The following is a 21,070-nucleotide window of genomic DNA, read 5'->3' on the forward strand; positions in this document are numbered from 1 at the left end:
AATAGCTTTTCTAGAACTGTTGCAACTTGGGTTGTGATTCCTTAATGAGATGACACATAAAAATATTCGTTAAAAAAGACTTTTTGCATTTGCAAAAAGTCTTTTTTCTATCTCAATCTAAAACTCATTGAAACTGGGTTGTGATCGGAATGTTTGAACTCAAAGTCATGTGCTTGGACATGATTGAATTGTACATTGTCTGAAATAATGAATCCATCGACTAATGTCACGAATGTTTTTCCTTTTTGGTAGCCTTCATCTAATGCGCGAGCTGAAGGAATTTTTTGTTCTGCTAATCCTTGAGTGGCTAATGTAAAATGTTTCGAAAGATTTTCTACTGGGAATGGATGAGTCCAAGTTTGTGGTTCATCGGATGTTTGGAAGACTTCCGGACTTTTTCCAAGTAAAATATCATGATTAAAGTCACCACCGACAATGACATAGTTTCCTTTTTCATATTCACTTTCCATATAGTGGAATAGTTTTTCTAATTGGCTTTTTCCAATTGTTGGGTCTTTTGTATAAGCAGATAAGTGAATATTGATTAAAGCCAATTGTTTCTGATTTGAAACTGGTAAGTAACTAACTGTAAAAGCCCGGTCTAAATCGAAAAATTTATTAAAATTCGTTTCAATTGGTAAACTATATCGTTGACTAGATTGAATTGTGTATTTTGACATTGTTAGGAGCCCAGAAGTTGCTTTCCCAATAGGATCTAATATTGGATAAAATAAATAAGGTGAATCATAGTTTTGTCCAAATACCCAATTTTGTTTTTCAAAAGCTTGAGTTATAAATTCCACTTCATCAACATGTTGGGAACGATCTCCATCCGTGTCTATTTCCTGGAATAGAGCAATATCTGGTTGAATCGTCTGAATCGCATTTTGGATTCCTTGCATATTGTCTAATACGGTTTGTCGATTATAAGCTCTTGAATATTTGCCACCATCCATAAAGAAGCTATAGTCTTGAGGGTAAGCTCCATATCCGATATTAAAAGAGGAGATGGTGTAATCTTTTCCAGTGTTGAGAGATTGGTCTGTATGGCTTGTAACGGATAAAGGCAGATTATCTTCTAAGCGATAATAAGCAGTATAACCATAAATAAAATAGCCAATAATCAGACTGATAAGAATAATAAGAGGACTTAAAAAATAAAACAGTTTTCGTTTAAATGATGTTTTTCTTTTCATAATAAATTCCTTTGACAATCAATAAATTTCTTTACCTATTATTATAACACGATACTTGAAAACTACATAAAGGGATGAATTTCATTTCATTGACAGTGCTTTCTATTTTGGTGTATAGTGGCTCTGTTATAAAGATTACTAGGAGGTTTTGTTATGGCAGAAGTAGAAAGCTTCACATTAGATCATAATAAAGTGATTGCACCTTATGTGCGTAAAATTACAGAAGAAGTTGGAGAAAAAGGAGATCGTATTACGAATTTCGATATTCGCTTTTTACAACCCAATAAGCAAGAAATGCCAACAGGTGTGATTCATACATTTGAACATTTATTAGCGGATTTATTAAGAGATAGAGTAGATGGAATTATTGATATTTCTCCATTTGGATGTCGTACTGGATTTCATTTAATTACATGGGGAACACCAAGTGCAGAAACAATTGCAGTTGCGCTAAAAGCTACATTAGAACAAATTGTTAATGAAATTCGTTTTGAAGATATTCAAGGAATTTCAGCTGTTCAATGTGGAAACTACAAGGATCATTCATTGTTCGGAGCAAAAGAATACGCAAAACAAGTATTAGAACAAGGAATCAGCATCGACCCATTCGAAAGAAAAGTTATTTAATTGACGGAACCATTGTCGTGAAGTAAGGAAGGAAACTTCTAACTTCACGTTTTTTAATAGTTAGAGGCTAGAAATTTAATGAGAAAAAGACCTTTATGAAGTAGCTTGAGTAATATAAGCTTTTCAAGCTTATATTACAGGAAATTTTGAGACTACAGGCTCAAAATTTAGCCATGAAACCCGAAGGGGTTGCTGGCATCCTTAGCAACTTCATAAAGGTCTTTATTAATTTATAGTAGTTATTTTCTATTTTGTTTCCCGCTGTTTTTTCCTGTTGAAGTGCGGTTTCTTTGCGCAAATGTTTGTTGAGTAGGTGCGGCAGCTGCATTATTTGTATTCTTAACAGTATTATTTGTATCTGGTAAGATAACAGAATTTCCTTGAGCTTCTAATTCAGCATCGATTTCAGCTTTTACTTTTGGACGAATGAATTGGTTTTGAATCCATGTTTGTAAAATAGCTGTTAATCCAGAAGTGAAGAAGTAAATCCCAATCCCTGCAGCCGTACCAACCGTGAACATTAACATCATGACAGGCATCATATATAGCGTAGCTTTAGCTTGAGCCTTTTGCGTTTCATCCATATATAATTGGCTAATATATCCTTGAATTAAATAGATAACAGCAGTAGCAATCGCAATTGGTAAATACGTACTACCTAATGAAACTCCCATAAATGAACTATTTGAAATTTCTGGAGAGTATAAAATCGCATTATATAAAGCACTATAGACTGGCATTGTAACTAATACTGGAAGACATCCAGAAGCAAGCCCACCTGTTAATGAAACATTATTCAAACGATAAATATCCATTGTATATTGTTGAACTTCCATACGTTGTTCTGGTGTAGGGTTATCTCCATAACGTTCGTTCATTTTATCAATATATGGTTTTAATAATGCCATTTTTTCTTGGTTCATTAACATTGTTTTCATTTGTTTAAACATAGTAGGCATTAAAATAATACGAACAACAATTGAAACAATCATAATGGAAATGACATAGTTTCCACCGATTGCTGAAGCAATCCAGTTTAAAATGGTTTGAGTTGGAACTGCTAAATAATCATACACAATTCCATACGGTTGATTAGTAGCTTTGTCGATTTGTACACATCCAGATAGAAATAGTACAAGTAAGCTCGATAGAGCTGCCAATTGAACTTTTTTTGTTAATTTCATGAATCACATTCCTTTATTTTTTTCTGTTAAACACAATCATTTTACTTTATATTGAATAGAATAGCAATAAAATCAGTCGCATGTGGCTCTCTCTCTTTCATTTTTATCATTCATAATAGATTGAAAATCCTTTATAAAACGGTTCGTTTTCAATAATTTCTAATGTTGAGGTTCGAATTTTTGCATACGGTGATGGGGGAGAGGTTTTTACTCGGTCTACAAAAGCATAGGCTCTCTCCGGAGTATCTTGGACAATAATTTCAACGGAAGCATCGATTTTATTTTTTACCATTCCGTTTATCTGTAATTGGTCTGCTAATCGTTTTGTATAAAAACGAAAGCCAACTCCTTGAACGAGACCCCAGACTCTTAGACGTAAAGTAATCATTTGAATTCCTCCTTTTTTACTATCCTAACAAAAATATATGAATTTTCAATGGATGAAGATAACAAGTTTTGAAAAAGTCTGGTATACTGTTTAAGAGAGGTGATAGATATGTATTGTGTTATCCAAACAAAAGGGGTCGATGAACCTTGGTGGATGATGGAAGACTGGAAAAAGATGATTGTTTTAGAAGAATCTTGTTCCACTCTAGAAGAAGCAAAAGAACTTTATCAACAATTAGTAGAAACATATACAGCTAAATATCAAAAGAAACGTGAGAAACATTTTTCTTGCGCATTTTGGGATGAAAATGAATGTGAATATTGTGAGTCCTGTGAGGATTGTTTGCAAATCTATTATGGAGTACTAATTTTAACACCAGAAGGAAAATTATATTCAGAAGGAGAGTAAAGTGGCTAAGCAAGAACAAAAGAGAAAAAGAAAATCTACCAAAAAGAAAACTGAGTCTACAATGTCAATCGAAATTGTGATGGCGATATTGATTCTAATTCAATTTTTAGCCATTTTTAAATTAGGATTTTTAGGACGATTTTTTGCCAATAGTATTCGTTTTTTTGTAGGGGATTTATTTATATATGCAGGAATTTTAGGCATACTTGCTTCAATAGGCGTTCTATTCCGTGGGAGAATTCAATCTATTCCAAAAAAATGGATTGGAGTTGCTACTAGTCTAATAATAGCAAGTTTTCTTTGGGTAGAAGTAGCAAGTTTTAGTAGTTATGTTCAAGAAGGCGGTCAGTTATTTAAAGAAATGATGGCTCGGTATGCGATTGATTTTAAAGCAAATGCTATCGAACAAAATTTAGGTTCCGGAATGATTGGGGCATTATTTTATACCATTACTTATTTTTTAGTTTCTCAATGGGGAACTTATTTGACGATTTTCGTACTATTTATGATTGCTATATTTGTGGCATTTGAAATTCATTTAAAAGATGTTTTCGAAGTATTAAGAAATTGGACTGCTCAAATTCAACATCAATTAGAAGAAAATAAAGTGGAAAAGGATTCTCGAGTTCGTGAAACTAAACCAGAAGTCATTGAAACAAAACCAAAAGAAGTAAAAGAAAAGAAAGCTTCTTTAATAGACAAGATGAAAAATTTTGTTTTTGATGAAGAGGAAGAAGAGGATGAGTTTGAAGAAATTTATCCAGAAGTAACAACATCTCCTGTTACAAAAACAGTCGCAGAAGAAGAGTTTGTTCAACCGAAAAGAGAAGAACCAACTTCTTTCAATCCTTTTATCGAACTAACAGAAGTAGAGGAAGATACAGAAGATTTAGAAGACTTTGTCATTAATGGAGGAACTGATGATTCAGATTACCAATTGCCACCATTAACGTTATTAAATCCAATTCCACCTTCAGATCAATCAGATGAGAAGATGATTGTAGAGAAGAATCTAAAAATTTTAGAAAGAACGTTTGAAAGTTTTGGAGTAGAGGCAAAAGTGATGCCAAATCCATTAGTAGGTCCTGCTGTAACAAAATTTGAAATTAAACCTGCTATTGGAGTAAAGGTTAGTAAAATTGTGAATTTAAGTGACGATATCGCTTTAGCTCTTGCTGCAAAAGATATTCGTATCGAAGCGCCGATTCCTGGGAAACCTTTTGTAGGAATCGAAGTTCCAAATAGTAAAACAAGTTTTGTAGCTTTCAGTGATGTCATTCAAGCAGCACTTCAATCACCAAAACCGTTAGATGTGCCATTAGGAAGAGATATTTCTGGAAATGTTCGATTATGTGATATTTCAAAAATGCCGCACTTATTAATTGCTGGTTCAACTGGTAGTGGTAAGTCCGTTTGTATTAATGGAATTATTACAAGTATTTTAATGAAGACAAAACCACATGAAGTTAAATTAATGATGATTGACCCTAAAATGGTAGAATTAAATGGTTATAATGGTATTCCTCATTTATTAACACCTGTTGTAACAAATCCTAGAAAAGCAGCTCAAGCTTTGAAAAAAGTTGTGACTGAAATGGAAAAACGTTATGAAATGTTTGCCGCAATGGGGATGAAAAACATTGATGGTTACAATGCACATGTAGCATCTTATAATGCTGAGACTGGCGAAGAGAATCCTTTACTTCCTTATATTGTGGTTATTGTGGATGAGTTAGCAGACTTAATGATGGTTGCAAGTAATGAAGTTGAAGATGCGATTATTCGTTTAGCACAAATGGCTCGTGCAGCGGGGATTCATATGATTTTAGCAACGCAACGTCCATCCGTTGATGTAATTACGGGAATTATTAAAGCAAATGTTCCTTCAAGAATTGCTTTTGCAGTATCCAGTGGTACAGATTCTCGTACGATTATAGATTCAAGTGGTGCTGAAAAATTACTTGGTCGAGGAGATATGTTATACATTCCAATGGGTGAGAATAAGCCGATTCGTGTGCAAGGAGCTTATTTAACAGATGAAGAAGTAGAAAGAATTGTCGAATTTGTAAAAACACAACAAGAAGTGGAATATGATGAGACAATGATGCTTCCAGAAACACCAGAGGGAAGTTCAGATGATCCTGAAGATGATTTATTTTATGAAGTATTAGAAATGATTCGAGAATTAGAAACGATTAGTACTTCTTATATTCAACGTAGATTTAAAATTGGATTCAATCGTGCAGCTCGTTTAATTGAAGAGTTAGAAGCAAGAGGTTACGTAGGGCCTTCAGAAGGAAGTAAGCCAAGAAAAGTAAACGTAGATGCTTTTGACCATGAAAATGACTCACAAAATCCACCAACTACGTAACAAATGAGATGCTAGGATAAGTGATGCCGAAATGTTAGAATAAAAACTAACGAAAAGGTTCACTAACCTAGCATTTTTTTGAAATCAGTCTTTGGATGGATGGTCAGAAAAGAAGGAATGTGTTACTTTTATAGTGAGAAATTACTCTAAAGAAAGAAGGGTAGAAATGAGAAAGAATCGATTTATCTTAATACTATTTATTATAGCCATTGGGATGTTTTTAACAGGATTTCAATTATTCACGAATCACCACTTACTGTATTTATTTGTTTTAGGAATTATTTTTGTAGGAATTGCCGTCCAACTAAAAAATCGTTTTATTCGCACAAATGGACTTTTCTTTGGAATATTAATGATTTTATTATCTGTATTTTCTACATGGGGAATTTGGTTAGCAGGAAGTATTTTAATTGTTTATGGTCTTTCTTATGGTAGAAAATTAATTAAAAAATACTTTTCAGATGATAGTGAATGGATTTGGAAGAAAAAAAGATATGTTTCCGTTAAGCTAAAAGAACCGTCAGACCGATTTGAAACACAAAGACAGGAATGGATTGGAGTTCAAAAAATTGGAAAAGACACTTTTGAATGGGATGATATTAATATTAGCCATTTAATGGGAGACACGATTATTGATTTAGGAAATACGGTTCTTCCAAATGAACAAAATACCATTATGATTCGAAAAGGCATTGGACGTATTCGTGTTATTGTTCCTATTGGGGTTGGCGTGAAACTTTCTCATAATGCATTTATTGGTGAAGCAAAGTTTGATGGACAACAGTTAGAATTAAAAAATGAGACGATTACGATGTATTCAGAACGCTTTGAATCGAGTCATAAAAAAATAAACATTATCTCGTCAGTTCTTGTAGGAGAAATTGAGGTGATTGAAGCATGAGAAAGTGGTTTTTACGAATCTGTTTTGTTGTGTTTCTCTTTGTCTCCAGTATTTTTCTAATTGGTGTAAATGTTATTCATTCTTTATTTGGGATTGAGTTATTTGAAAAACTGTCGTCTAATCAATTAATTATATTATTTCTAGTAGTAACATTAATTGTATTTGTTATTACTTTTATGGCAGCAAGTATTGTATTTTTCTTACAGCGATTAACGGATTCTGTTATGTACAATCAATTAGAAGCCATTAGAAATCAACAATATTCAAATGTAAAAAAATCGGTCGATGAAATTTGGTATCGTCCTTTATTAATGATTCGATTGGATACATTTTTCCAAGAAACTGCTAAAATAGCAGAAATGGAGGAACAACTGGTTCAAAATCTTCAACAGATTTCTTCTAGACCAGAATATATTGGTGAAGAAACGAAGGAAGAAATTATTGAATTGGAAAGACATCGTATTGCTCGAGAATTACATGATTCGGTGAGTCAACAATTATTTGCTGCGATGATGATGCTTTCTGCGATGAATGAGCAAAAAGAACAATTATCTCCAGTAATCCAGCAACAATTAGCATTAGTAGAGAAAGTTATTAATGATTCTCAATCAGAAATGAGAGCTTTATTATTACACTTACGTCCGATTTCACTTGAAAATAAAACATTAGTTCAAGGGATTGAAAGCTTATTAAAAGAATTAACGACAAAAGTGCAATTATCGCTTCATTGGGAATTAGATGAAGTGACACTTCCTAGTACTTTTGAAGATCATCTTTTTAGAATTGTACAAGAATTGGTCTCAAATACATTACGACATGCAAAAGCCAAACAATTAGAAGTCTTTTTAAAACAAAAGGATGATTATATTATTTTGAAACTAGTTGATGATGGAATTGGATTTGATACAAGTGTTTCAAAAGCAGGTAGTTATGGTTTGAAAAATATTGAAGAACGTGTTGCAGGAATGGGAGGACAATGCAAAATTATTAGTATTGCCAATCAAGGAACGATTATTGAAATTAAAATTCCTCAAAAGCAGGAGAAGGAGTAGTTGAATGATTAAAGTTCTATTAGTAGATGACCATGAAATGGTTCGATTAGGTGTATCAGCCTATTTATCTGTTCAAGAGGATATTGAAGTAATAGCTCAAGCAGAGAATGGAAAAATCGGTGTTGAAAAAGCACTAGAATTAAAACCAGATATTATTTTAATGGATTTAGTAATGCCTGTGATGGATGGAATTGAAGCGACGAAAGAAATTCTATCGAAATGGAAAGAAGCTAAAATTATTATTGTGACAAGCTTTATAGATGATGAAAAAGTTTATCCAGCTATTAGTGCTGGGGCAAAAAGTTATTTACTAAAAACTTCGTCTGCTTCTGAAATTGCGCAAGCGATTCGTGATACTTATCGTGGAGAAGGAGTATTCGAAAAAGAAGTAAGTGAGAAGTTAGAACATCGTCATCAAGTAGAAGAAGAATTTCGTTTATTTGAAGAATTAACAAGCCGCGAAAAAGAAGTGCTATTATTAATTGCTCAAGGAAAATCGAACCAAGAAATTGCGGACGAATGTTTTATTACTTTAAAAACGGTAAAAACGCATGTTTCGAATATTTTATCGAAATTGCAAGTTGAAGACCGTACACAAGCAACGATTTATGCATTTAAGCATCATTTGGTTCAGCCTTGATTGTTATTTATAATGACTTTTCTAATTTATAGTAGTAATGGACGGCAGCAGCTTCGCAAAGCGAATCTCATGCCTAAAATTTGAGCCTAGGTTCTCAAATTTTCCAGTGATAAAAGCCACCCTTGGCTTTTATCACCTATACTACTATGAAAAGTCTTTGAATGTGTCATGTAAATATTAGAGAACGTAAAAGAGAATGACTTTTCTAATTTATAGTGGTAATGGACAGTAGCAGCCTTGCAAAGCGAATCTCATGCCTAATACTACTATGAAAAGTCTTTTGTGCTGACATATATAGAGAGAGTAAATTAAAGTGAATGAGTGACTGTTTCAGTAGAAAAATCTGAAACAGTCATTTTATTTTTTATTTTACAATGCTTGAAAAATATTGTACGCTTAGGATTAGAAAAACTTTTCATGAAAGTAGGATATTATGATACGGAATAATAAAAAATCAATTGGATTAAGCGATAAAATCCGTATGCAAAAAGAATCAACAGAAGTATTATTAGAAAGTTCTTCTTGGTTAACCATCGGTAGTATGGTATCTAGATTATTAGGAGCTTTATATATTATTCCATGGGGAGCGATGTTTGCAACTCAAAGGGATGATGCGAACTTCTTATATTTCATTGCATACAATATTTATGCGTTAGTATTACAAATTTCAACAGCCGGAATTCCACTAGCTATTTCAAAGATTGTAGCTGATAATCAATCAAGAAGAGATTATGCAACAAGTTGGAAAATTTTTAAAGGTGGAATGTTATTCATGACGATAATGGGAATTCTTAGTGCAATTGCCATGTATGTAACAGCACCTTATTTTGCTAAAGGAGCATCATCTCAAGAAATTCAAGATAGTATATTAGTGATTCGTTCCTTAGTTCCAGCAGTTATGATAATTCCACCATTAAGTTTATTAAGAGGATATTATCAAGGATATAGTGATATGGCACCTTCTGCTAAATCACAATTATGGGAACAAGTAGTTCGTATTATTTATATGCTTGTTTTAACATTTATTGTCATGAAATTATTCGGTGGAAGTTATGCTGTAGCGGTTGCTCATTCAACTTTTGCTGCTTTTGTAGGAGCAGTCGTTGCATTTGCTTACTTAGGATATAAAATGTGGAAAGATATGCCTGGAATGAAGCAACTTATGACTGAAGGTCGTCCCGCCCGCCAAATGAGTTTTGGTAGAATTGTGCAAGAAGTTATGAGGGAAGCACTTCCTTTTGTGATTGTAACTTCTAGTATTCAAATTATAAGTATTATAGATCAAGAAACATTTCAGCCATTGGCAATGACGCTAACACAATTAAATTTTGATCAAAGTAAGGAATTGTTAACAATATTTGGTTTTAATGCCAATAAAATTATTATGATTATTGTATCTTTGGCAATCAGTATAGCGACTGCAGCTTTACCTTTATTGGCTTCACATTATTCTGTTAAAAATCATCAAGAGGTAAAAAAAGTTGTAGAAGAGAATATTGGGTTATACTCATTTATTATGATACCCGCATCTTTAGGAATGGCAGTTGTTGCTGAACCTATTTATAATGTATTTTATTCTCCAAGTATTGATGGAACATATTTGTTAAAAGTTTCGTGTATATTGTGTATTTTTATGGGAGCTTTTACGGTCTTTACATCTATTCAACAATCAATGCAACAGCATGTGATCGCGATAAAAGCTTTAGTGATTGCATTAGTTATTAAGTTATTATGGCAACCAATGATGATTTATTTCTTTGAGGGTGCTGGACCATTATGGGCAACAAGTATTGCATTTCTTTTTTCAACGATTTATATGGGATATCATTTGTACCATCAAACTTTATTTAATTTGAAAAAGGTTGGAATTCAATTAGTCAAAGTAATTATTATTTCACTCATTATGACGGTTGTTAGTTCTATAACATTATTTGGATTAAAACTATTTATGAATATTGATGGTAAATTTACTGCGATGATTGCTGTAGCAATTGTAGGACTTGTTGGAGTAGTTGTTTATGCATTGATTAGCTTGTATATAAGATTAGCAGATGAAATATTAGGGCAAAGAATTGTTGCAATTCGTAGAAAACTAAAAATGAAGGAGTAGGTTTAGTGAGACTAGATAAGTTTTTAGCTGATTCAGGAATTGCAACACGTTCTCAAGTAAAGTTAATTTTAAAACAAAAGCGTGTTCGAAAAAATCAAGAAATTGTGACTAATGGTAAGGTACAAATTGATGAGAAACTTGATGCAATCTATTTAGATAATGAAAGAATCTATTATGAAAAATATTTATACTATGTGATGAATAAGCCAAAAGGGGTTATTTCAGCAACAGAGGATACGAAACATGCGACCGTGTTGAATTTAATTGGTGAATTAGCACAGAAACGAGGAGTCTTTCCTGTAGGAAGACTAGATATAGATACGCATGGATTTCTATTATTAACAAATAATGGAGCTTTAAGTCATGCAATGTTATCTCCCAAAAAACATGTGGAAAAAACTTATGTTGCTAAAATTAAAGGAATCATGACTGAGGAGGATCAAGTTTCTTTTGAAAAGGGAATTACATTAGATGATGGTTATGAATGTATGCCAGCTCATTTAGAGATTCTTTCCGTTGATGAAAGTCATCTAACTTCACTTGTCCAAATTAAAATAAAAGAAGGTAAATTTCATCAAGTGAAACGTATGGTGAAAGCTTGCGAAAAAACGGTAGTAGATTTACAACGAATCAGTATGGGGCCATTACACTTAGATGAAACCTTAAAACTTGGAGAATTTCGTAGTTTAACTGATTCAGAATTAGAAGCCTTAAAAATTTTTAATGTAGAATTATAATGAATAGAGGAGTAAGAAATGAATGTTTCTTATTCCTTTTTTAGTTATCTCTTCTAGCAAATTATATGGAAAAATGATAAGATAAACCTAATGAATTTCGTAAAGGAGCGATAATATGACAATTGATTGGAAAAAAGAAGTTGAAAGTCGTAAAGAAGACTTATTAAAAGATTTATTTGATTTATTACGTATTGATAGTGTTCGTGATGATTCAAAAGCAAGTGAGGATGCACCAGTAGGCCCTGGTCCTAAAAAAGCTTTAGAAGCCTTTTTAGCTATTGGGGAACGTGATGGATTTACAACAAAAATGGTTGGAAATTTAGCAGGTCATATTGAATTTGCTCCGAATCCTGACTATAAAGAAACGTTAGGAGTTTTAGGCCACGTGGACGTTGTTCCTGTTGGAACAGGTTGGGAAACAGATCCTTTTGAACCACAAATTATGAATGACCGTATTTATGCTCGTGGTTCAAGTGATGATAAAGGACCAAGTATGGCAGCTTATTATGCGCTAAAAATGATTAAAGAATTAGGCTTACCAGTATCAAAACGTGTTCGTTTCATTATTGGTACAGATGAAGAATCTGGTTGGAAATGTATGGATCGTTACTTCCAAACTGAAGAAATGCCAGATTTTGGTTTTTCACCAGATGCAGAATTCCCAATTATTAACGGTGAAAAAGGAATTTTATCTCTACATTTTGAGTTAGCAGCAGGAGAAAGCAAAGGCCACTTCCAATTGAGAAAATTCCATTCTGGATTAAGAGAAAATATGGTACCTCAAGATGCTCACGCAGAAGTAGTCGTTCCAAATTCTTCAGAATTTGTTGCAGCATTTGATGCTTATATTGCAGCAAATCCAGTTGAAGGAACAGCTGAAGTTCAAGAAGGTGTAGTGGTATTAGATGTAGTTGGTAAATCAGCTCATGGTTCAACTCCTAAAGCAGGAATTAATGCAGCAACCTATCTAGCAGCATTCTTAAATCAATATGAGTTTACAGGACAAGAGAAAAACTTCTTATCATTTGCTGCAGATGTCCTTCACCTAGATACAGATGGTGCAAAATTAAATGTAGCATTTGAAGATTCAGTAATGGGACCATTAACAGCAAATGCAGGTATTTTAACATTTTCTCCTGAAGTAGGAGGAAAATTAGTAGTTAACTTCCGTTACCCACGTGGAATTGATGCGAAAACATTAGAAACAAAAGCAAATGCAGTGTCTTCTAACTATGGATTGACTGTTTCTGCTGGTAAATCTCAAGTACCTCACTATGTTTCACCAGAAGATCCATTAGTAGCCACATTATTAGATGTATATGCAAAACAAACAGGACTTCCAGCTCACGAACAATCAATTGGTGGAGGAACTTATGGTCGTATTTTTGAACGTGGAGTAGCGTATGGTGCTTTATTCCCAGATTCAATTGATACAATGCACCAAGCAAATGAATTCTTCGCATTAGATGATTTATTCCGTTCAGCAGCTATTTATGCTGAAGCAATTTATGAATTGATTAAATAAGAAATCAGAAAACTTTTTTAAGGACTAAATATTCGCTATAAATTGCGGATTTTGGTCCTTTTTTTTCGAAAAAAATTTTGCTATAAACCATACAAACGTGATATACTAGTCCTGTATGTAAATTAATATGTAGATAAATAAATTTTGGAGGAAGAGATATGGGATTTTTATATTTCTTACTTATAATCGTGGTGGTAGGGGCCATTGGTTATGGAGTAGCACATTACTTAAGTCAAAAACAAAGTAAAGTTATCGAAGAATTAGGAGTAAAGAAACAAAAATTAATGACTGTTCCAATTGCAGATATTTTATTCACGTTAAAAAATCTGAATTTAACAGGACAAACAAAACGTACGTATGAAACTTGGCAAGCAACTTGGCAAACAATCACTCGTTTCCGTTTTCCAGAAATCGAAGCTGCATTAGTAAGTGCTGAACAATATACACAACGTTTGAATTTTGTTAAAGGTTCTCAAATTTCAAATCAAGCTAGTCAATTGATTGAAGAAACTAAAGCTGAAGTAGATAAAATTTATACAGCATTACAAAAATTATTAGATAGCGAAAAGAAAAACCGTGAAGAATTAGAAGTGTTACAAGAACGTTATGCAAGTATGCGTAAAGATTTATTAGCACATAGTTTCTCATTTGGTGAAGCGTTAGAGTCATTAGAAAAACGTTTATCTTATTTAGAATTAGATTTTACAAAATTTAATACTTTAACGAACGAAGGTGACCACTTAGAAGCTAAAGAAGTATTAGGACGAATCGAAACTGAAATGCAAGATTTCGAACAAATTGTGGAAGAAGTTCCTAAATACTTAAAGGAAATCGAAGAAGAATATGAAGACCAAGTAGCTGATTTAAAAGAAGGCTATCAAAAAATGGTGGAAGAGCACTATCAATTCCCTAAAATTTCTATTCCTACTGAAATTCAAAAAATTGAAGAAATTATTGCTGTTGCAAGAGAACATATTAAAGCAACTGAATTAGAAGATGCTCGTCAACAATTAGATAAAGTTGCGCGTGAAATTGATCAATTATATGCAGTAATGGAAACTGAAATTGAAGCTAAAGCATTTGTTAAAAGAAATCGTGCTCAAGTAGAAAGAAAATTAAATCAAGTATTACAAAGCAACCGTTATGTCAATATCGAAGTGGATCGTGTATCTCAAAACTTTGTATTATCGAATAATGAGTTTAATCGTGTGCAAGATTTTGCAAAACAATTAGAAAAAGAACAAGAAGCTGTTGCATACTACAGTAAAGCATTACAAAATCAGCAAGTTCCTTATTCTATTGTGAAAGAACATTATGAAATTGTATTAAATACTTTAAAAGAAATTGATGAAAATCAATTAACATTAGTAAATACATTGACTGATTTAAGTCAACAAGAAAAGAGTATTCGTGATGGCTTAGATGTATTTGAATTAGATTTACGTAATATGAAACGTACGATTGAAAAATATCATTTACCAGGCTTACCGAAAGAATATTTAGAATTGTTCTTTGCAACAAGTTCTCGTATCGAACAATTATCTCAATTAATGAATCGTGTAAAATTAGATATGACTGAAATTACAGGATTAAATCAAACTATTGAAGATGATGTTGAAAAATTAGATATCATGACAGAAGAAATTGTCGACCATGCTCAATTAACAGAGTACATGATTCAACATGCGAACCGTTATCGTTTAGATCATCCAGAAATTGATACAGCTATTCAACAAGCTTTAGAGCAATTTAATCATTTCTATCGTTATGAAGAATCATTAGCGATTATTGAAAAAGCATTGAATCAAGTGGATCCTAGTTCTGCTCAACGTGTACGTGATAATTATCAAGCAGAAAAAAATAACAGTTTATTCTTCTAAACTAAAAAAAGAAGCCGTAAGGCTTCTTTTTTGTTTTACAATCCCATTTTACGTGTTTTTTTGAAAAAAAAATGGTACACTTAAAACAATATGGTAACGAATGAAAGGATGAAAGTTGTGTCTCAAAAGAAACAGCGTTATCGTGCAAATATTGCTGGAAAGACTTATACCATTTTAGGTACAAAATCTCATCAGCATATGCATAGCGTCATTAAATTATTAAACGAACAGTGGAATGAACTCAGTGAAGTTGCTAAAGAATGTTCCAATGAAGAAAAGGCCATTTTATTAGCCATTAATGCAGTGAGTTTACAATTAGAAAAACAAGAAGAATTAATGATGTTAGAAGAAGAAAATCAACAATTGAAGAAAAATGTTTCTCATCATAGAGGAAATAAACGTCAAAGTATTGCTCTAGAACGTAAGGAACAATTTGAAAAACAATTTGCAGAACAAGAAGATTTATGGAGAAAGTAGGTAGTAAATGGTAACAATCGGAATTGTCATATTTTTATTATTAGGAATTTATACAGGTGCTAGACGTGGGTTAGCTTTACAATTACTTCATTTAGTAGGTTATATCATTTCTATTTTTATTTCTATTTTTGGTTATCGAGCATTTTCTAAAATGATTGAAATGTATGTACCTTTCCCATCTTATATTCCTGGAACACATTTAGCGATTTTTTCGGATGGACAGGCATTAGAAATGGATCAATCTTTTTATTATTTATTCTCGTTTATTGTCATTATGGTTGTGAATTGGGCGATTGTTCGTTTAATTACAACAGTGATTAAAGAAATGACAAAATTACCAATTATTAAACAATTTAATGCATTAGGGGGAGCAATTTTAGGATTTGTTTTCCACTATGTAGCGATTTTCTTTGTATTATATTTAGTAGCGATGATTCCTACAGATTCAGTACAAAAGATTTTTGAAGGACATACTCTAGCGAATTGGATTGTGACTAATACACCATTATTTTCAGAAATTGTTAAAATGTGGTTGTTTTCATAATCTGTGATTAGAAATCCATTCAACAAAGAATAGTAGAATCTATAAGAGTGGAAAATAATATTTATTTTTCACTTTTTTTCTGTCTAAAAGGAGGAGAAAGCATGAATCAAAAAATTGAAGATATTTTAGAATTTCATAAAATACGACATGCTGTAAAAGAATTTGCGAATACTCAAAAAGCAAAAACAATGATTCTTCAATTACCAATTGAAACGAATGCAAAAAAAATTCGCCATAAAATTGAAGAAACAAGAGATGCAGTGACACTTTTACGATTAAAACAAGGAATCCCCATTCCTAAATTAGAAGATATTAGTGTATCGATTAAACGATTAGAAGTAGAAGCAGGATTAAATGGAAGAGAATTAAGCGAAATCTTAAAAGTATTACAAACAACGAATCAAGTGGCAACTTTCTTTGAAAAAGTGAAGGAAGAAGAGATTACATTAGATCGATTACCACAATTAGTGGAAAAATTAGAATATTTACCTGAAATTTCGAAACAATTACAGTTATCTATCCGTGAAGATGGGTATGTATTAGATGATGCCTCCATCGCATTAAAAGGAATTCGTCAAGGCATTTCTAGAACCGAACAAGAAATTAAAGGGCAATTGGATACGTATGTCACTGGAAAATATGCAAAATATTTAACGGACTCTTTAATTACAATTCGTAATGATCGTTATGTTGTTCCTGTTAAAGCAGAATATAAATCTACCTTTGGTGGAATTGTGCATGACCAAAGTGCAACAGGGCAAACATTATTTATGGAACCACAAGCGATTGTAAACTTGAATAATAAATTACGAGATTATCAATTACAAGAAAAGAAAGAAGTCGAGCGCATTTTACTTGAATTATCAGAACAATTAATGCCTCACACACCTTCTCTGACTCAAAATCACTATGTATTATCTCGTTTAGATATCGTAAACGCAAAAGCATTGTATGCCAAACAAATAAAAGCAAATGAGCCAATTATTGATGAAGAGAACCATGTTGCGATTTGGCAAGCAAGACATCCACTTATTTCGTCAAAATCAGTGGTTGCTAATGACATTATTTTAGGGCAAGAGTATCAGTCCATTGTCATTACTGGACCTAATACAGGTGGTAAAACCATTCTTTTAAAAACTATTGGAATTATCCAGTTAATGGCACAAATGGGATTATATATCCCAGCACTACCAGATAGTCGTGTAGGTGTCTTTACGCAAATTTTTGCAGATATTGGAGATGAACAATCAATTGAACAAAACTTGAGTACATTCTCATCTCATATGTCAAATATCGTTTCGATTTTACATAAAATTGATGAAAAAAGTTTAGTATTAATGGATGAAATTGGTTCAGGAACGGATCCGCAAGAAGGAGCATCACTCGCAATTGCGATTTTAGATTATATTGGGACAAAACAAAGTTATGTCATTGCAACGACTCACTATCCTGAGTTGAAAGTCTATGGATATAATCGAGTAGGAACGATTAATGCCAGTATGGAGTTTGATAGTGATACACTTCAACCAACGTATCGATTCCTATTAGGAGTTCCAGGACGAAGTAATGCCTTTGATATTTCAGCAAGACTAGGACTTCCAAAAGTTGTAATTGAACAAGCACGACAATTTATTTCTGTTGAAAGCCAAGAATTGAATGAAATGATTTCTGATTTAGAAAGAAAACGTCGCATTGTAGACCAAGAAAAATCGGTGATTCAACAGCAATTAAAAGAAAGTTCGCAATTGTTAGAAGCATTGAAGCTTGAAACAGAAAACTTCAAAGAAAATAAAGCTCGACTCATTGAACAAGCAAAAGAAAAAGCCAATGAATTAGTATCTCAAAGTCAAGAAGATGCAGAAAAAATCTTGTCAGATATTCGTGCAATGCAATTGAAAAGTAAGGAAACAGTTGTCAAAGAACACGAATTAATTGAGAAGAAAACAGCTTTAACGGATTTAAAACATGAACAAGCGTTGAAGAAAAATAAAGTACTAAAACGTGAAAAAGCGAAGAAATCATTACGTCCAGGACAAAGTGTAGAAGTGGCAAGTTTTGGACAAAGAGGAACATTAGTTGAAAAAATTTCTGAGCAAGAATGGGTTGTTCAAATGGGTATTATTAAGATGAAATTGCCTGTTGAAGATTTGATTAGTATTGAGGAAGAACCAAGTAAACCAACTCAAGTGATTGTGAAAAGTCATCGTTCAAGTCATGTTTCAACGGAATTGGATCTACGTGGGAAACGTTATGAAGAAGCTATTAAGGATTTAGAATTGTTCTTAGATGCAGCTTTATTAGCGGGATATCCTCGTGTTACGATTATTCATGGTCGTGGTACTGGTGCGATTCAACAAGGGGTTCATAAGACTTTGAAGAAACATCGTAGTGTGGCTTCTTATGAATTTGCTCCAATGAATATGGGAGGAAACGGAGCTACAGTAGTTTTATTTAAATAGACTAGAAATTGGCTTTTCTGATGTAGCAAAGGACGCCAGCAAGCCTTTGGTCTTATATATTTGCTAATGATTTTTTTCGTGAGCAGAATATTTTGTAAATAGAATGAGGCTTGATATACTATGTTTACAAGTGAGAAGAAAGGGTGATTTTAATGGTACAATCATTAAATGATAGCAATTTTGTAGAAAAAACAAATGAAGGAGTTGTGTTAGTTGACTTTTGGGCACCTTGGTGTGGACCATGTCGTATGCAAGCTCCAGTTATTGATGCATTAGACGAAGAATTGGGAGATAAAGTGACTTTTGCAAAAGTAGATGTAGATGAAAATCCTAATACTGCTCGTCAATTTGGAGTAATGAGTATTCCAACTTTAATTGTTAAGAAAGATGGAGAAGTCGTAAATAAAGTAATCGGCTACCATTCTAAAGAACAATTAGAAGAATTGTTAGAACAATATTTATAAGATATAGACTTTGCATAGTAGCAACTATGCAAAGTCTTTTCTTTTTGTAAAAAATGAGTGGCGAGTAGTTAAATTTCCAAAAGAAAGAATTTCTTTTGGAATTTTATTAAGATATGAGCGTATTTTTTCAATTGAAAGATTAAAAATAGAGCTATCCCATTTTAGAATTGTTTATGGTACATTATGTGCGTATAAAGTTTGAAAAAAATGGAAATCTCTTAATAAGGTAGGTGATGCTTATGAGCATTGAATTAAATCTACTAGGAAGGAGGTTGCGATTTGTCAAGCTATGAAGTAATGACATTGATAGGAACCTTTGCCATGGTACTATTAGCATTGTTGTCTCTGATTGTCAAAATCATAGAAATAATGACAAAAAATAACACCGCTCATGACTTTGACTAGCTGAGTGGTGTTAAATCATCATAAAATAGCCACCGTCTTTTTAACGGTCTACAAGAGAGTCGAGTTCGCGCTCGGCTCTTTTTGTATCTTTAGTATAACACAAATTGTGCAATTTACAAATCATTCAAGCAATCATTGCTCTGTTTATAAATGTATATTAGTTTTATTTACGTTTAGAAAAATTTAAGCAGAAAAAATTCCCTTTGTAGCAATAGTAAAAATCCATCTTTTATGGATTTTTACAGGGAAAATTCGAGACCTAGGCTCGAATTTTAGCCATGAGACTCGCTTTTGCGAGGCTGCTGGCGACCTTGCAGACAAAGGAGATTTTTTTCTGCTTAAATTTTGTAATTGGTGACAAAAATTATTTCTAAATAGGTTGACAAAAGAAGACAAAAGGATTATAGTTAGTTACACAAGTAGTTAACCGGTAAAGTGTTTGATTTTATAGAAAGGAAGAGAGGAATGAAATTTGATTTTCAAAGTGACTTGCCATTATTTCAACAAGTGGCTTATCAACTAGAATTAGAAATTTTTAGAGGAACTTACCAAGAAGGGGATCAAGTTCCTTCAACAACAGAGATATCCACGAGTTATCAAATCAATCCAGCAACAGTATTAAAGGGGATGAATTTATTGGTTGCACAAGATATTTTAGAAAAACGTAGAGGATTAGGAACTTATGTTAGCGTAGGGGCAATGCATATTATCCAAACAAAACGACAAAAAGAATTTTTGGAATCGACTATTCCAACCATCGTTCAAGAAGCACAAACATTAGGCATTAGTAGTCAGGAACTTTTATCAATGATTGAAAAAGAAATGACTCGATAAGGGAGTGAAAGATATGACATTAGAAGTTAGAAATGTATCAAAAAAATATAAAAAAAATCTTGCAGTAAAAGATGTGAGCTTCACATTACAACCAGAAAGTATTTATGGATTACTAGGAAGAAATGGTGCTGGAAAAAGTACAGTTTTGAATATGATTGCTCATCGAATTGAAAAGAATTCAGGGGAAATCTTATTAGATAATCAGCCTTTATGGACAACTCCAGAAGCAATGAGTGACATTTACTTATCAAGTCCTGAAAATTGGTTCCCAATTGATTGGAAAGTGAAAAAAATTATAAAAGTTTTCCAACAAATTTATCCAGAATTTGATACCGAGTTTGCCGAAGAATGCATGAAAGCATTCGGAGTTGATGAGAAAAAGAAATTAGTTGAATTATCTACAGGATATAAGAGTATTGTAAAGTTAACACTAGCACTAAGTGTACCTGTATCCTATGTATTTTTAGATGAACCAGTTTTAGGATTAGATGCAAACCACCGTCAATTATTTAATAAAAAATTATTAGAAGCGTATGCTCGTAGACCAAGAACTTTTGTCATTGCGACACATTTAATTGAAGAAATCTCTTACTTATTAGAAGAAGTCATTGTAATTCGTGATGGGGTTACTTTCCAACAATCAAGTGTGGAAGAAATTTTACAACATGCTTATTTAGTAACTGGATCAAAAACAGTTGTGAGTGAAATTATTGCAAATCAAACTATTATTCATCAAGAGGAAGTTGGAAATCAATTACAAGCAGTGATTATTTCACAACAAGTTCCTCAAGAATCAGCCGATTTTTCCGTTCGTCGTTTAACATTACAAGAGTACTTTATTCAGCTAACACGCAAGGAAGGTGAATAA

At 32.7% G+C, this 21,070-nt stretch carries 20 protein-coding genes; 17 read left to right on the forward strand and 3 right to left on the reverse strand.

The window, feature by feature from the left end; all coding sequences use genetic code 11:
• Positions 1–107: 107 nt before the first annotated feature.
• A complete protein-coding gene (locus RWO76_RS00970; RefSeq protein ID WP_314353705.1) occupies positions 108–1,196 on the reverse strand; it encodes an endonuclease/exonuclease/phosphatase family protein in 1,089 nt (362 codons plus the stop codon).
• A 153-nt stretch (positions 1,197–1,349) separates the two neighbouring features.
• On the opposite strand from RWO76_RS00970, the gene RWO76_RS00975 reads away from it, so the two are divergent.
• Positions 1,350–1,823, forward strand: a complete 474-nt coding sequence (locus RWO76_RS00975) for an S-ribosylhomocysteine lyase (protein ID WP_314353707.1) — start codon at positions 1,350–1,352, stop codon at positions 1,821–1,823.
• 239 nt (positions 1,824–2,062) lie between these two features.
• Here RWO76_RS00975 and yidC read toward each other — a convergent pair whose 3' ends face one another.
• Together yidC and RWO76_RS00985 are read right to left on the reverse strand one after the other, a co-directional pair.
• On the reverse strand, positions 2,063–3,007 hold the full coding sequence (gene yidC, locus RWO76_RS00980; protein WP_314353708.1) for a membrane protein insertase YidC: 945 nt from the start codon (positions 3,005–3,007) through the stop codon (positions 2,063–2,065).
• Positions 3,008–3,113: 106 nt separating this feature from the next.
• Positions 3,114–3,395 (reverse strand): acylphosphatase, encoded by a 282-nt coding sequence (locus RWO76_RS00985; RefSeq protein ID WP_314353709.1) that lies wholly within the window; start codon positions 3,393–3,395, stop codon positions 3,114–3,116.
• Between the two features lie 108 nt (positions 3,396–3,503).
• Between RWO76_RS00985 and RWO76_RS00990 the strand changes: the two genes are divergently transcribed.
• From RWO76_RS00990 to RWO76_RS01065, 16 genes are all read left to right on the forward strand, one after another.
• On the forward strand, positions 3,504–3,803 hold the full coding sequence (locus RWO76_RS00990) for a DUF1033 family protein (protein ID WP_314353710.1): 300 nt from the start codon (positions 3,504–3,506) through the stop codon (positions 3,801–3,803).
• Positions 3,804–3,864: 61 nt separating this feature from the next.
• The gene (locus RWO76_RS00995; protein ID WP_314353778.1) at positions 3,865–6,174 is read left to right on the forward strand and encodes a DNA translocase FtsK; all 2,310 of its coding nucleotides are present in this window, start codon (positions 3,865–3,867) and stop codon (positions 6,172–6,174) included.
• 166 nt (positions 6,175–6,340) lie between these two features.
• On the forward strand, positions 6,341–7,075 hold the full coding sequence (liaF, locus tag RWO76_RS01000) for a cell wall-active antibiotics response protein LiaF (RefSeq protein ID WP_314353711.1): 735 nt from the start codon (positions 6,341–6,343) through the stop codon (positions 7,073–7,075).
• Positions 7,072–8,127, forward strand: coding sequence for a sensor histidine kinase (locus tag RWO76_RS01005; protein ID WP_314353712.1), 1,056 nt, complete (start codon positions 7,072–7,074; stop codon positions 8,125–8,127). The genes liaF and RWO76_RS01005 overlap by 4 nt, the downstream gene beginning before the upstream one ends.
• A gap of 4 nt (positions 8,128–8,131) precedes the next feature.
• Positions 8,132–8,767, forward strand: coding sequence for a response regulator transcription factor (locus RWO76_RS01010; protein WP_314353714.1), 636 nt, complete (start codon positions 8,132–8,134; stop codon positions 8,765–8,767).
• A 433-nt stretch (positions 8,768–9,200) separates the two neighbouring features.
• Positions 9,201–10,877, forward strand: coding sequence for a polysaccharide biosynthesis protein (locus RWO76_RS01015; RefSeq protein ID WP_314353716.1), 1,677 nt, complete (start codon positions 9,201–9,203; stop codon positions 10,875–10,877).
• Between the two features lie 5 nt (positions 10,878–10,882).
• A complete protein-coding gene (locus RWO76_RS01020) occupies positions 10,883–11,614 on the forward strand; it encodes a pseudouridine synthase (RefSeq protein WP_314353718.1) in 732 nt (243 codons plus the stop codon).
• Between the two features lie 115 nt (positions 11,615–11,729).
• Positions 11,730–13,139, forward strand: a complete 1,410-nt coding sequence (gene pepV, locus RWO76_RS01025) for a dipeptidase PepV (RefSeq protein ID WP_314353720.1) — start codon at positions 11,730–11,732, stop codon at positions 13,137–13,139.
• Positions 13,140–13,297: 158 nt separating this feature from the next.
• Entirely contained in the window at positions 13,298–15,019 is a 1,722-nt protein-coding gene (locus RWO76_RS01030; protein ID WP_314353722.1) for a septation ring formation regulator EzrA, read from the forward strand.
• Positions 15,020–15,136: 117 nt separating this feature from the next.
• Positions 15,137–15,496, forward strand: a complete 360-nt coding sequence (zapA, locus tag RWO76_RS01035) for a cell division protein ZapA (RefSeq protein WP_314353724.1) — start codon at positions 15,137–15,139, stop codon at positions 15,494–15,496.
• A 7-nt stretch (positions 15,497–15,503) separates the two neighbouring features.
• Entirely contained in the window at positions 15,504–16,040 is a 537-nt protein-coding gene (locus RWO76_RS01040; protein WP_314353725.1) for a CvpA family protein, read from the forward strand.
• Positions 16,041–16,141: 101 nt separating this feature from the next.
• A complete protein-coding gene (locus tag RWO76_RS01045) occupies positions 16,142–18,499 on the forward strand; it encodes an endonuclease MutS2 (protein ID WP_314353726.1) in 2,358 nt (785 codons plus the stop codon).
• Positions 18,500–18,651: 152 nt separating this feature from the next.
• Positions 18,652–18,963, forward strand: a complete 312-nt coding sequence (trxA, locus tag RWO76_RS01050) for a thioredoxin (protein ID WP_314110744.1) — start codon at positions 18,652–18,654, stop codon at positions 18,961–18,963.
• A 279-nt stretch (positions 18,964–19,242) separates the two neighbouring features.
• Complete coding sequence (locus RWO76_RS01055; protein ID WP_314353727.1) at positions 19,243–19,368, forward strand: putative holin-like toxin; 126 nt, start codon at positions 19,243–19,245, stop codon at positions 19,366–19,368.
• A 465-nt stretch (positions 19,369–19,833) separates the two neighbouring features.
• Positions 19,834–20,202, forward strand: a complete 369-nt coding sequence (locus tag RWO76_RS01060; protein ID WP_006702888.1) for a GntR family transcriptional regulator — start codon at positions 19,834–19,836, stop codon at positions 20,200–20,202.
• Between the two features lie 13 nt (positions 20,203–20,215).
• Positions 20,216–21,070 (forward strand): ABC transporter ATP-binding protein, encoded by an 855-nt coding sequence (locus tag RWO76_RS01065; RefSeq protein ID WP_314353729.1) that lies wholly within the window; start codon positions 20,216–20,218, stop codon positions 21,068–21,070.

The organism is uncultured Granulicatella sp., from assembly GCF_963521425.1.
In the GTDB taxonomy this organism is placed as follows: Bacteria; Bacillota; Bacilli; order Lactobacillales; family Aerococcaceae; genus Granulicatella.